Genomic DNA, 13207 nt, shown 5'->3' on the forward strand with positions numbered 1-13207 from the left:
GGGAAGGGTAGGGGCCAACCCCGACCGATCAGGCGGCACCACAAACGGCTACACCAACAGGGATCGCTAATGGTTCACCCTTGGCCGCGCACAAACCAGAAGGTTTGTGTAAGTGCGCCCTTGTCGGGTGTTTGGCACTAGTGCCTTTGCCGGATTATCCACAACTGTGCCTTGGTCATTCAGAACCTGTCGTTTTTGCCCGACATGGGAGGTTTTGGACCGCGAAACGGTCCCTATCAGTCGATTATCGGCCGGTATCTGTCATACGTATGTCCTACATCTGACAGATATATGACGCAGTAAGTGTCGTACATCTGACAATGATCTGCCATACATCTGTCGTATCTGAGAGAAAGCTGAAGTTAGCAGACCATTGCACCCATGGAGCACCCGAACATGAAAGCGGATGATCCTGCCCCGGTGACCCCCTGAAGGCCCAGAATCGGCGGGCCGCCCGTCCTTCTCCGCCGCTTGCCCCCTGCCCTGTCCCATCTCTCTCTGCCCCGCATTTCTGCACCCCAAGGGGTGCAGAAATGCGGCACTAGTGCCATTTTCGGAAAATGCGGGGTATGCTCGCCGGCATGAGCAAGCACTCGATGACCTCGCTACGGGAGCGCCGGGCCGAGCTTGGTTTGGTGCAGATGAACCTCTGGATCAGGGAGGAGGACCGGGCGGCGTTCGCCGCGGTGGTTGAACCGTTCAAGCAGCGTGCCGGGGAACTGGACCCCGCGCAGCGTCCCGGCAGGAAGCGCCAGGAGGCCGCCAGGGCGTCGTCCCTGCATTTGGAGCGGCGGAAGCCGCCAACCCCGCAAGAGATGCCCCAGAGGCCCGCAGACCGGCGATCGGCACCAAGACCGGCGATCGCCCTACCGTGTCGGCTGATCTTCCCCACCAAGCCGCCGGCCCACATCCGCAACGCGATGAAGGACGAGGGGTGGTTCTATGACAAACTCGCCGGCACCTGGACCGCCGACGATGCCGATCTGGTCGAACTCTGGATCGAGGAATTGACCAGCGATTGGCACGCCAGAATCATCGGACCAGCGGGCGGGTGAGGACGGCAAACAGCACTAGTGCGAATCACGAAGTGCGCACTTACGAGTTGCTGCGCAACTCAGTGCGGGAAGAACCATTTGGAGACGGTGACCACGGCCTGGATAACCATGCCATGGTATGGTTTTGCCATGACATGGAATGGCTTATGAGCCATACTATGGCATGGCAAAGAACAGCCGAGAGGGAAATCAGAGCCGGAAAAAGCGCTACTACGAGGCGCTTGCGGAACGCGGTATTCGACCTGTTCAGGTGCTCGCCCCCGAGAGTGCCCATCCCCTGATCCGTCAGGCCGCTGGTCTAATGACCCGCGACGATGATCCCTTGGAGCCCCGAGCGGCCCTACGTCGAGCTGGCGGGACGAATGAACCGGAGCCCGGCGAGGCATCGCCGACATCGAGTGGCGAGTTGGAGGCCGCACGGAAACGGATTGCCGAGATCGAGCGTCAAGCGGAAGCCAGAAGGATCATCATGGCCGAGGCGGTCGAGCGCCATAGGCAGGTGCTGGAAGCCGAGAGGGACGCCGCCAGGGCAGCAGAGGCGGGGGAACGGGAGAAGGCGCGGGTAACCGCCTTAGAAGCTCAGGAAGCCTCCATGCTTGCGCGAGCAGCGCAAGGGCAAGCCACAGAGGCGACAGAGCGGGCAGAGAAAGCAGAAGCAGCTATCCGGCAGGCAAAAGCCTTGCCCGGCATCAAGGGGCGGTTGGTGCGCTGGCTGGCGGGTGACGTGCTACCCGATTAGCTGGCCGGAATCGACCGTATTTGAGCAGGCGATTTTGCTCTGCCCAAAACCTAGGTTTTTGGTGTTGAGAACGGGAAAATTTATTGAGCATGGTTTTAGGATAAATTCTCATTGCTGTGCCAGCCTATCGGTTACCATAGAGAATTCAAAAGGTTGTATCTGGAAAACTAGTAGCAAAGGAGAAGACGAAGTGAAATTCATAATAAATATTTTTAGATTCATTTTTAGAAAAAATCATCAAAAAGAAAAACTTACAAGAAAACAGTTTCTTGATGGGTCAGTATGGGACGATTCTGATAATACTAAATAGCTAAAATAGATGGCATCTCTGCTTGAATGTTTTTTGAAATTGATAGTTGGCGAACGGCAAGCCTTGTAAAATACTTTTCTCGTATCGAGCGTATTGATGGTTGGTTTGTATTTAACCAGTCTTTGATCATATGGTTCGCATTCTCTGGCAAGGCTCCGTAACCATCAGTATAGATGATCGACTTGATTGCCGCATTCTCCATCCGTCCCCGCGCCTGTCGGATTTCCCGGTTATACTGCCGCCGAATATCGCGCCATTTGAAAATCGACAGCGGCGTGAGCGCGAAACTGGCACCCTTAACGCCGATAAGACGCGTATTATCCCAAGGCTTATTCAACGCATCGAGATCATGCGCCGCCATAGAACCCAACAAAGGATCGCCCCGATAAAGCTGCAACGGCAATCGATAGCCCGCTTCAACCAATCGATCGACAAAAGCCGGCCGCAGGCCATAGCATTGGCCGTTGATTAAGCCGCCCTTCATCGTATTGGCGGCAACCACCGTCGCGGATCGTCCGCTCACCGGCAATGCCGATGCAATCAACGCATGCTGGTCGGCATCGAACGCATCAGCAATTGCCCGAAAGGACCCCTCACCGATCGTGGTGTACGCATCAATGCCGATATGAACTCGGGCGTTCCGGCGTAATTCATACAAATAATGGTTGATCGCGTTGGCCTTGTCAGCCACCGGAAACCGGTAAACCGTCATCGCGGCATGAGACAGCCGCAATGCCTTCAAAATCTCGACGGAGTGATCGGTCGTGCCGTTCAACAACACCGAAATATGAGCATCGCGACCCGCGCATGCTCGATCGATCGATTGTATACAGGCCCCGATCGTCGCGGCTTCATTGACCGCGAACACAGCAATATCGAAGTCCAACGTCGCCATCAGTGTCCGTCACCTAGCGCAAGCGGCTTGCGCGCCATTGCCCAGATCGACTGCGGATAGGCGGGCTCGTTTGGAAAACTCTTGCGCCAGCCAACCCGCGCCCAAGTGACCAGATTTGCTTTCAACGAATCCCGGTTGCCCCATGCCCCGGTTTTGATAGTCTCAAGCTCAAAGCCGCATTCCGCCAGAAAATACCGCATCCCTGTCTCGGTCCAGCGGCTGCAATCGACCGGCACATCATGGATGCGGATCATGAACGGGGTCATAACCATGAAGTAGCCGCCTGGTTTCACCATATCGAAAACATTTCGGCCGGCCCGATAGGGCCACAGCAAATGCTCGAACACCTGATCGGCAATCACCAAATCGAATTGCCGGTCGAGCTTGTCTTTGCAGATATCATAATCAGGGTAATTCATTTCCGTGAACGATTTGAACGGAATATCCCGCCACGCCGCACCGGCCGAAATCTCCAGTACGTCTAAACTTTGTGGTCCAAGTTCATTGATCCAACGTAGACATTCATCCTGATAGACCACACGGATTAGGTGTCTCAGATCGTAACCGATGGCTCGGGCTGCGCCGGAGACGATCGTCTTTACGCTAGAGTTGCTAGCCGCCTTTGTGCTGATTTCTCGACGTAATTTCTCAAGCAATTTAAAATACCCTTGTCTCAGAATTATGGATTATGGAAAGCGGCCGGCAGTCACGGTGAAGTCGCGGCGTAGTCCCGCCAGCGCGGGCGGACCGGGGCGGTAGTCATGGGCGCGCGGGGACTGGTCAAGACACCCCGCCAGACGCGGGTCAGGTGCCCGCGAATACTTGAGGGAGAGGTCCGGGGCGATCACGGAATGCCCCCGAAACGGTCTTGCGCGCCATGCCAAACGCGGAGGATGCGCACCATGTCTGCGTCGGGATCGACTTCGTAGATGATCAGGTAAGGCCATACCGTCACCAGTTCGCGCGTGCCGATCGCCAGACCTACGCGGCCCCGCTGTGGAAATAGCGCCAGACTGTCGCCGGCGAGCAGCAGTTCCCGCGCGATCCGGGTTGCCGCGCGTGGATTTTCTTCGGCGATCCGCGTGGCAATGTGATTGATATCGCCCCTGGCAGACGCCAGCCAGCGGACGATCACGGGGTGCGCAATTCCGGGAGCGGGGCATCGAACTCACCCTGAGACAGCTTGAGCAGCCACGCGCGCATATCTTCATGGGTGACATAGCGGGGGTCAGCCCGCGCCTCGGCAACGGCGGCTTCGAGCAACCGACGCTCGGCTTCAGTCTCGGGATCGAGCTGGTGGGCTGCTTGGATCATGCGGCGGGCTCCGGGCGAAGCTGGACGACTTCGGCACGGTAGCGATCGACGGCTTCCGCGTGGCGGTTCACATCGCCCCGAAACGCCCCCTCGGGGTTGATCGTAATGACTTTGGTCCGGCCCCGTTTGGCGCGGGTGATGGCGCCAATCTGTTCAAGAAGGGCAAGGGTTCGTGCCATTGGTGCAGGCTCAAAACCCAACAGTTCGCAAAGGTCTGCTGCTGTTTTTTCGCATGAGTACGACTGCCAGCCGAGGTGACGAACGATCATCGTCAGGGTGGCTAAGGCCGTTGCCCTTTCAGCAGGCGTTGCCTTGGTTTGGAGCAGCCGACCCTGGATGGCGTCGATGAACTGATGGCCTAGGCTCACGTTACCGCCTCCGAAAAAATCGAACTCTAACTGAACTGGCTTGCGGGCCAGGGCTTTCAATCCGCTGGCATGATAGCGCACCTGCATCGCCCTGTCCGGGTCTGTTTCTGCGAGGGCGGCCTGATCAGCTAGCAGGGCCGCTTGCCCAAGCCGCCCACGTCGCCCGAGCTGGCGGGCGGTCAGATCTTCCGGGGCTGCGGCTGGGCGCGGACGTGCACGCTTCCCGGCCAGGATTTCGGGGATGGTGCGATATGGCGCACCGGCCCGACGCTGGGCGTCCTGCGTTGCCTGAGCGAGTGCGATATCCTGATCATCATAACCACGACGGCGCAATTCGAGGGTAGAAACGGCCATGACGCGACTCCGAATAGTTGCTCCGTGAGCAACATTCGTTGCTTGGTGAGCAACTATTGTCAAGGTGTTTCCGCTCTGAACGGCAGGAAAACCATAGGTTTTTTCCATCGACCTTCCGGCGGTATCCTAACCTAAAAAGAATTAGGAAAAAGAGGCAGAAACCCGCTTTGCGTTTTACCCATAATCGGCGGCCCTCACGGGCCGCGTTGTGGCAGGGTCCGTGCCCGGCGCGGACGCTTCGCGCCCTACGGGTCTCCCGCGCTGCGCTCGACCCGCGCCACCAAGTCACGGGCAACGGAGAGAGGAGCAAAGCGGCATTGGAAGAGGATCCGGGAAGAGTAGGGGCCAAACCCGACCGATCAGGCGGCACCACAAACGGCTACACCAACAGGGATCGCTAATGGTTCACCCTTGGCCGCGCACAAACCAGAAGGTTTGTGTAAGTGCGCCCTTGTCGGGTGTTTGGCACTAGTGCCTTTGCCGGATTGTCCACAACTGTGCCTTGGTCATTCAGAACCTGTCGTTTTTGCCCGACATGGGAGGTTTTGGACCGCGAAATGGTCCCTATCAGTCGATTATCGGCCGGTATCTGTCATACGTATGTCCTATATCTGACAGATATCTGACGCAGTAAGTGTCGTACATCTGACAATGATCTGCCATATATCTGTCGTATCTGAGAGAAAGCTGAAGTTAGTAGACCATTGCACCCATGGAGCACCCGAACATGAAAGCGGATGACCCCGCCCCGGGGCCCCCCTGAAGGCCCAGAATCGGCGGGCCGCCCGGCCTTCTCCGCCGCTTGCCCCCTGCCCTGTCTCATCTTTCGCTGCCCGGCATTTCTGCACCCCTTGGGGTGCAATCGCGGCACTAGTGCCATTTTCGGAAAATGCGGGGTATGCTCGCCGGCATGGGCAAGCACTCGATGACCTCGCTCCGGGAGCGCCGGGCCGAGCTTGGCCTGGTTCAGATGAACCTCTGGATCAGGGAGGAGGACCGTGCGGCGTTCGCCGCGGCGGTTGAACCGTTCAAGCAGCGGGCGGGGGAGATCGATCCGGCGCAGCGGCCCGGCAGGAAGCGCCAGGAGGCCGCCATGGTGTCGCCCCTGCATTTGGGTGGGAGGAAGCCGCCCGCCCCGCCAGAGACGCCCCAAAGGCCCGCAGAGCGGCGATCGGCGCCAAGACCTGCGATCTCCCTACCGTGTCGGTTGATCTTCCCCACCAAGCCGCCCGCCCACATCCGCAACGCGATGAAGGACGAGGGGTGGTTCTATGACAAACTCGCCGGCACCTGGATCGCCGACGATGCCGATCTGGTCGAACTCTGGATCGATGAATTGACCCGCGATTGGCACGCCAGAATCATCGGACCAGAGGGCGGGTGAGGATGGCAAACAGCACTAGTGCGAATCACAAAGTGCGCACTTACGAGTTGCTGCGCAACTCAGTGCGAAAATCGTGATAAGCGTTGGACACGCTGACCGAGGGATTCCCGATTTTGCAGAGCCATCACCGTTCCGGCTCAAGATTGTCTCTCCTGCCTCGTGCCAGCCATGACTAATCACGGTAAGCCATGATTAGTCATGGGATTTTTAAGGTTTCTATGCCATGACTAATCATGGCCAAGAACAGCCGAGATGGGAATCGTGAGCGCGCAGCCCGACATCGGGCGGTTTTGGCCGAACGCGGTATCAAACAAATCTTACTGCTGGCTCCCGAGCAGGCCCACCCTTTGCTGAAACAAGCAGTTGGTTTGATGACCCGTGATGATGATCCGCTGGAGCCCCGCGCAGCCCTACGTCGAGCGGGAGGAGCCAATGATCCGGAGACCGATGAAGCATCGACGGCAGTTGATGAACTGGACGCGGCCCGGAAACGCATCGAGGCTGTTGAACTCGATGCGGAGAAGCTGCGGGGTGAGATCGAGGCGACCGAGCGGCACATGCAGGCTCTACGGGCTGAACGGGATGCCGCCATGAGGGGACAAGTGGCTGAACGTGAGAAGGCCCAGCTTGCGGTCACCGAGGCCCAGAAGCGAACTCTGGAAATCCTACAGCGAGTAGACAAGGCCGAGGCCGTCATCCGGCAGGCTAAGGCCCTTCCGGGTATCAGGGGACGTCTGGTGCGCTGGCTGGCGGGTGATGTGCTGTTGGATTAGCTGACCGGAATCGACCGTATTCGGACAATCGATTTTATCATGGTCCTAAATTAGGGTTTGAGCATTAAGGGCAGACAATCTTATTGATCATAGGTTTTGGGCGGGGAAGCCCCTGGCCCGATTAGCTCTTAGCTCATTCCGTGCCTATCCGGTTAACCCAGACACCTACTAAATCTGGGCCATTTTACCGGTCCCAGCGAGAATCAGCCACTACCTGTAGGGGGTGTCTGGGTTAACCGGATAGGCACGGCTCATTCTCCCCGGAACCTGTCCAACTCACCGGTACCGCCGCAAAAAGCGCTGACCCGCGTCGCGGCGGTTTGATTTCAAGATAGCCTCTAAGATATGCCCAATCACCGAACTTCCGTACCAAGAAAACCACCTTGCAGGCTGGAGGCAAATCAAGTCCTAAAAATAATATTTTAACATGTATAGGTAACATAAAATGGAAAAAAACCCAATAAAAGTCCTTTTCACGCACTACGGCGATCCGTGGTTTCGGGGTAGCGAGCAAATTCTGCTCGATCTTATGACTAATCTTGATCCAGCTCGCATCCAGCCGATTCTATGGTGCAACGGTAAGCTGATGGAAGACGCTGGACGCAGAGCAGGGATCACCACATATCGTACGGATTTCGAGTACTATTTTGATTATAGTTCGCCACGGTTCAGCCCCCGTCGCTATCTGTCTTTTGTACGCGAGGGCATCAGCCTAGTGCGCCGTCACGACGTCAAGGTGATTCATGCCAATAGCGCAGCGCCCAACCAATGGTTACTGCCGGTGGCACGAACGACCCGCCGGCCGCTGTTGGCCCACCTTCATATTGATTATTTGCGACGAGGCAGATACGTCTGTCTGCTGCATCAATCGACGTTGGTGGTCGGAGTTTCACGCCAAGTGATCACCAATTTCCTAACTGACGGAATGCCGGTTTCACGCACTCATGTCATATACAATGGTATCGACACGTCCCGACTCAGATCCAGTGGTGCACCCGCTTTGCGCCAAGTCTTGGGGTTACCGGAAGATGCCATAGTACTTTCAACCGCGGGTTCTCTGATTTCACGTAAAGGTCATGATGTATTGATACGTGCAACTTCGATGCTGGATCCGGGTAGCGAGGTGCATCTCCTGATTGTCGGCGATGGACCAGAGCGGGAAACGTTGGAACGTCTCGCTGCCGAGATTGGTTTGCAGGCTCGTGTGCATTTCCTGGGTTATCGGCCCGACATGCCTCTTATTTATGAAGCCACAGACGTTTTCGTGCTCGCGTCTCGTAAAGACGCGACCCCCTTGGTGCTAGTTGAGGCCGGATATTTTTCCATACCCAGCGTAGCAACAACCGTCGGAGGTATTTCTGAGGTAATTACGGATGGAAAAACAGGTCTACTGGTCCCTCCGAATGATCCGCCTGCACTAGCGGCCGCACTCCAGAAGCTTATTGCAGATCGGTCGTACCGCAAGGAACTCGGACAAAATGCACGCGCCAGAACTGAGCAGATGTTCCTTGTTGATCAGATGGTTAATTGTTTTCAGCAAACTTATGAAAAATTGTCCGCATTGCCGGAAACCAAGACAGGCTGGGCAGAAACGACGAAAAACTTGCGAGTCTATTTACCTAGTATTAAACAGAAATCAAGAAATAGGCGTGATGATGCCGTTCAATAAAACAAATCTTATTCTAGGAGCCATTCCTCACACAATATTCTAGCAGTTTTGTTTTATGACTATTATTTTATGAAAGGTACACCGCGCAGATTTTTGTTCAGAAAACTTATGCCTGGAAATCGTGAAATACGGACATTCAGATAGATGGTAATAGGAGTAACTCATCGTAACGATTGCGGGTAGTGTCATAATAAGATTGCTCTCGCGCCAGAAATTTCTCCCCATTTGGTAGGGTTTGCGCAATATGACGCCAAAGCACCGAATCGAGCCGTGAGCGGGTTAACAACAGTTCCGCCGCACCATTAGCAAGTTCCGTGGCCATCGGCCTGTGCTCGCCGAACAACGGGGGTTTCGCCTCGTTCGAATTTCTACGCGGCGGCCCATTCAGGCGGCGTTCGAGCTTGCTCCAAAACGTCAGCCCCCAGGTATTGTGAAGCCAGGCGAATAAACGCGATCGCATGGCAACGTTTTCAAGAATGTCCACAAAGTCGAGTTCGGCAAGACGAGCGAGAGCCAGGGTCAAGAGCACTGGATCGGCGCTTTCATCAATGAAACCGCTATTCGGGATCAATTCATGCGGCCATAACAGCAATCGTGTGATGACGTTATCTGTAAGGCAAGCAATAGATGGTGTAGACAGAAAGATACCAAGCGGCTCCCTTGCGATTGCAAGATAAGGTCCCCAATTGCCATAATCATCCAAAACCTTGTCCGCGTAGTCTCTGAGGTAAAACCAATGGGACAAAACGCGCGATCGCGGTTCGCGTAAAATCGTCATAATTTTGATGGACGGATATCGCGTTCGCAGCGTGGAGTAGGCAAAATGTCCCGCAATCATATCTCCTGAGGCAGGTATTGCATCCGGAGATGCGAAAATGCCTCCAACGCGCCCCCACTTCTGTATGATTTCAAGATTTATCGAGTGATCTGGAATGATTTCGCCGGTTTGAGACAAATCCCATCCCTCTACCCGTTGCAGCGGTCGTAAGAACGCTTCGATCTCCGTCATTAACTGCGTACCGCCACATTTTGGTATGTGCATGAAACCAAATTTTGGATAAAGGTTCCGGCGAGTTAGAATAAAACGAAAATTACTTAACATATTATTGGCACCTTAAACATAAAAAATTAATGTTTATCAAAACAATATCATTATTATTTTAAATTTTTTATTATTATTGATTTTGTCAATTTTATTTCAAAAGACCGGTTGTCTGTTGTTTCTATAAATAAAGTGTTCTTATCTTCAGATAAATCTAAGCTAGATATAGTTTGATCATAATAAGGGCTTGGAAAAAATGACTCGCCAATCTTATATTTAACTTCCAATGATTTTATCTTTTGTTTGGTCACTTTATATTATCCCATAACATATTCGTGAATATTTCTGATTGTTAAGAACGGATACGATCTATGCACCGCGAAACAAGTCGATGATGTCCCGGTCCTGGATCGGTGATGACCGCTTGCGACCGAGGAAGTAGAAACCACAGGCAGCATTATTTGCGCTTTCAGTCCGTGAAAGCAACGGGTCTAGATAGCGAAGGGGAAAGCTGGCCAGCAAGGCGGCCAGTTTCAGGTAGCGTCGTGTTTTTGGTTGATCCGAGAGGTTGGTAATCAAGTTCCTTGTCAGGTGGGTCGCCGTATAGGCCGGTCCCCCGGACATGCCGCTCGCTACCTCGTCGAAATACCGGAACAGCCGTCGGTGCCCGAGCCTGGTGAAGCGCGTAAAATCATAAGCCCCCATGTGCACCGGCTGTAGGAAAGGTGTATTGGCAAACACGTAGCCGTCGTCGGTCAGTACCCGCCGAATTTCATCGGCGCACCGCTGCGGATCGCACACATGTTCCAAAATCGATTCGGCGAACACGGCATCGAATGATCCATCGGGGAAGGGGATGTCGTGAGCGTCGCACACGCAATCGACGTGCGGCGATCGTGCGACGTCAGTCAGAATGGCGTTGAAGTTGCGGCGCCGATCGCCGGCGCCAAGCACCAGGACCCTAGGGTTTTTTATTGTTGTCTGGATTGCCGGGAGAGGATCAAACTCGTCGCCGCCGTAGATCGGCGCTTCTGCCAATCGATGCGCGAAAGCGCGGTATACCCGCCGGAATCCGGATGTTTTATCCATCGACCCGCCGTAGTCGCTCGCCCCGCCATAGCTGGTGGGGGTGTTATAATCGGCAATCCTGAACACGCTGTTGGCGTCATTGATCAGGATCGGAACCCCAGAAATCACCGGGAATTCGGTCCGGCACACCGAGCAGACGAAGTGATCGGCCGCTTCGATCAGACGCCCGTGATCGATCGGGCAGACGTAGCCGTGGCGATTGAGCTGATCGCCTGATTCCGAAGGGCTGACAGGGCCGGTTGTCTCAGAATTTGGCATTATGGAAAGCGGGAGGAAGTCACGGTGAAGTCTTGGCGTAGTCCAGGCAGCGGGGCCGGGCGAGGGAGGTAGTCGCGGACGTGCGGGGACTGATCAAAGCGGTCGGCCAGGCCCGCGCCAGGCGGCGATGAATACTTGCCAGAGGGCTTCGTCATGCGGCTAGGACCCACTCACCGGTCGCCGCAAGGGCATCGTGCATCGCATCGGGGGCCAGATCGATCTCACCTGGCCATGTGACCACGCCATAGAGGACGTGAACCCTCGCGAACTCATTCGGATCACGCAGCCGGGCAAAGACACCGGCAGTCGGTGCCGTGATCATCGCCGCCATATCGACAGTCCCCGCCGTACCGTCATGAAACCGCACAGCGAGACGGTAGCCCGGCAAGGGGATCACGTCGCGCACGTCATCGGGGGCGCTCGCCTCGATCGGCGGGATCAGGGCAGCGGCAAAATTTTCTGAGGCGACTGATTCTGCGCACATAGGGTCCAATTCTCCATCAACTCGGCGCGGTGTTGCTCACCCCATTCCCGTACCAGCGCGAGCGCCGTGCGGGGCAGGTGCCCCTCGATGATGTCGAGGGTCTGGATGTCGATCTGTGCCTTGAACCCGGCGTAACGGGCGTGGAAGTGAGGCGGCGGGTGATCGTGCCAAAACATCTGGATCAGCACGCCGTAGAACAGGCTGATCGTCGGCACTAAGCCATCCCGTGCGCGATTTTGCCCAGGTCATCAGAGGTCATTCAGCGGGAACGGGTCGAAGCGGAACGACCTCGCCCTTGTAGCGGTTTACCGCCTCGGCATGGCGGTTCACGTCCCCCCGAAACGCGCCTTCCGGCGTCACGGTGATGATCTTGGTGCGGCCCCGCTTCACCCGGCTGATCGCGCCGGTTTGTTCAAGTAGAGCAAGCGTACGGGCCATATCGCCTTTATCTGCCCCCTGCATTTCGGCAAGATCGGCCGCTGTCTTGGTGCAGTTATAGTCCTGCCATCCGAGATGTCGGGTAATGAGAAGCAGCGTAGCGAGGGCTGCATTACGCTCTGCCGGGGTGGCTTTAGTTGCCATCAGGCGGGCCTGCACGGCGTCGATGTATTGATGACCCAGGCTCACGTTGCCGCCTCCGAAAAAATCGAACTCTAGCTGAACTGGCCTTTCCGCCAGCGCCTTCAATCCGCTGGCATGATAGCGGGCTTTCTCGGCTCTGTCCGGGTCCTTCTCTGCGAGGGCGGCCTGATCTGCGAGCAGGGCGGCTTGTCCGTAGCTGCCGCGACGCCGGAGTTGGCGAGCCGTCAGATCCTCAACAGGGGCAGAGGTGCGCGGTCGGGCTGCTTGGCCGGCCAGGACTTCGGCTAGTGTGCGAGCGGGCGCTCCGGCGCGTCGGTTGGCGTCCTGCACGGTTTGGGCCAGACGGATATCGTCATCGGAATATCCCCGGCGACGTAATTCAGCGACCGATACAGCCATGGGCCCGACTCCTGATAGTTGGCCAGTAGCCAACTAAAGTTGGCCAGTAGCCAACTATTGTCAAGCGATTCTCGCGCGCAACGTCGCGGAATTCCTCGTTTTTTCCCCGCGACCTTCCGGCGGTATCCTAACCTAAAAAAAGAATAGATCAGAAAGACGGAAAATCGCGCTGCGTTTTACCCATAATCGGTGGCCCCGGAGGGGGGCCACGTTGTGGCGAGGTCCGTGCCCGGCGCGGACGCTTCGCGCCCTACGGGTCTCCCGCGCTGCGCTCGACCCGCGCCATCAAGTCACGGGCAACGGAGAGAAGAGCAAAGCGGCATTGGAAGAGGATCCGGGAAGGGTAGGGGCCAAACCCGACCGATCAGGCGGCACCACAAACGGCTACACCAACAGGGATCGCTAATGGTTCACCCTTGGCCGCGCACAAACCAGAAGGTTTGTGTAAGTGCGCCCTTGTCGGGTGTTTGGCACTAGTGCCTTTGCCGGATT

General features: G+C 56.1%; 15 protein-coding genes. 5 read left to right on the forward strand and 10 right to left on the reverse strand.

Going from position 1 to position 13207, the window contains the following annotated elements; genetic code table 11:
* Positions 1 to 596 precede the first annotated feature (596 nt).
* Together AruPA_RS20425 and AruPA_RS20430 are read left to right on the forward strand one after the other, a co-directional pair.
* Positions 597 to 1055, forward strand: a complete 459-nt coding sequence (locus AruPA_RS20425; protein WP_265638587.1) for a hypothetical protein — start codon at positions 597 to 599, stop codon at positions 1053 to 1055.
* A gap of 163 nt (positions 1056 to 1218) precedes the next feature.
* On the forward strand, positions 1219 to 1794 hold the full coding sequence (locus AruPA_RS20430; RefSeq protein WP_265638588.1) for a hypothetical protein: 576 nt from the start codon (positions 1219 to 1221) through the stop codon (positions 1792 to 1794).
* Between the two features lie 302 nt (positions 1795 to 2096).
* On the opposite strand, the gene AruPA_RS20435 is transcribed toward AruPA_RS20430, so the two are convergent.
* From AruPA_RS20435 to AruPA_RS20455, 5 genes are all read right to left on the reverse strand, one after another.
* The gene (locus tag AruPA_RS20435; protein ID WP_265638589.1) at positions 2097 to 2999 is read right to left on the reverse strand and encodes a glycosyltransferase; all 903 of its coding nucleotides are present in this window, start codon (positions 2997 to 2999) and stop codon (positions 2097 to 2099) included.
* On the reverse strand, positions 2999 to 3655 hold the full coding sequence (locus tag AruPA_RS20440) for a methyltransferase domain-containing protein (protein WP_265638590.1): 657 nt from the start codon (positions 3653 to 3655) through the stop codon (positions 2999 to 3001). The genes AruPA_RS20435 and AruPA_RS20440 overlap by 1 nt, the downstream gene beginning before the upstream one ends.
* Before the next feature lie 188 nt (positions 3656 to 3843).
* Entirely contained in the window at positions 3844 to 4134 is a 291-nt protein-coding gene (locus AruPA_RS20445) for a type II toxin-antitoxin system RelE/ParE family toxin (RefSeq protein WP_265638591.1), read from the reverse strand.
* Positions 4131 to 4313 carry a hypothetical protein gene (locus tag AruPA_RS20450; protein WP_265638592.1) on the reverse strand — a complete coding sequence of 61 codons (183 nt, stop codon included), beginning with the start codon at positions 4311 to 4313 and terminating at the stop codon, positions 4131 to 4133. Before AruPA_RS20450 ends, AruPA_RS20445 begins: the two co-directional genes overlap by 4 nt.
* The gene (locus tag AruPA_RS20455; RefSeq protein ID WP_265638593.1) at positions 4310 to 5035 is read right to left on the reverse strand and encodes an ArsR family transcriptional regulator; all 726 of its coding nucleotides are present in this window, start codon (positions 5033 to 5035) and stop codon (positions 4310 to 4312) included. The genes AruPA_RS20450 and AruPA_RS20455 overlap by 4 nt, the downstream gene beginning before the upstream one ends.
* Positions 5036 to 5924: 889 nt before the next feature.
* On the opposite strand from AruPA_RS20455, the gene AruPA_RS20460 reads away from it, so the two are divergent.
* The 3 genes from AruPA_RS20460 to AruPA_RS20470 all read left to right on the forward strand — a co-directional run bounded on the left by AruPA_RS20460 (position 5925) and on the right by AruPA_RS20470 (position 8861).
* Positions 5925 to 6419: a hypothetical protein gene (locus tag AruPA_RS20460; protein ID WP_265638594.1), complete on the forward strand. Its 495-nt coding sequence runs from the start codon at positions 5925 to 5927 to the stop codon at positions 6417 to 6419.
* 233 nt (positions 6420 to 6652) lie between these two features.
* Positions 6653 to 7192 (forward strand): hypothetical protein, encoded by a 540-nt coding sequence (locus tag AruPA_RS20465; RefSeq protein WP_265638595.1) that lies wholly within the window; start codon positions 6653 to 6655, stop codon positions 7190 to 7192.
* A gap of 445 nt (positions 7193 to 7637) precedes the next feature.
* Positions 7638 to 8861 (forward strand): glycosyltransferase family 4 protein, encoded by a 1224-nt coding sequence (locus AruPA_RS20470; RefSeq protein WP_265638596.1) that lies wholly within the window; start codon positions 7638 to 7640, stop codon positions 8859 to 8861.
* 136 nt (positions 8862 to 8997) lie between these two features.
* On the opposite strand, the gene AruPA_RS20475 is transcribed toward AruPA_RS20470, so the two are convergent.
* The 5 genes from AruPA_RS20475 to AruPA_RS20495 all read right to left on the reverse strand — a co-directional run bounded on the left by AruPA_RS20475 (position 8998) and on the right by AruPA_RS20495 (position 12715).
* The gene (locus AruPA_RS20475) at positions 8998 to 9963 is read right to left on the reverse strand and encodes a hypothetical protein (RefSeq protein WP_265638597.1); all 966 of its coding nucleotides are present in this window, start codon (positions 9961 to 9963) and stop codon (positions 8998 to 9000) included.
* Between the two features lie 309 nt (positions 9964 to 10272).
* Positions 10273 to 11250: a methyltransferase domain-containing protein gene (locus AruPA_RS20480; protein ID WP_265638598.1), complete on the reverse strand. Its 978-nt coding sequence runs from the start codon at positions 11248 to 11250 to the stop codon at positions 10273 to 10275.
* Between the two features lie 151 nt (positions 11251 to 11401).
* A complete protein-coding gene (locus AruPA_RS20485) occupies positions 11402 to 11734 on the reverse strand; it encodes a DUF2442 domain-containing protein (protein WP_265638599.1) in 333 nt (110 codons plus the stop codon).
* On the reverse strand, positions 11689 to 11949 hold the full coding sequence (locus AruPA_RS20490) for a DUF4160 domain-containing protein (protein WP_265638600.1): 261 nt from the start codon (positions 11947 to 11949) through the stop codon (positions 11689 to 11691). Before AruPA_RS20490 ends, AruPA_RS20485 begins: the two co-directional genes overlap by 46 nt.
* A 40-nt stretch (positions 11950 to 11989) precedes the next feature.
* Complete coding sequence (locus AruPA_RS20495) at positions 11990 to 12715, reverse strand: ArsR family transcriptional regulator (protein WP_265638601.1); 726 nt, start codon at positions 12713 to 12715, stop codon at positions 11990 to 11992.
* Between the last annotated feature and the right edge of the window lie 492 nt (positions 12716 to 13207).

This window comes from Acidiphilium sp. PA, from assembly GCF_026191915.1.
In the GTDB taxonomy this organism is placed as follows: domain Bacteria; phylum Pseudomonadota; class Alphaproteobacteria; order Acetobacterales; family Acetobacteraceae; genus Acidiphilium.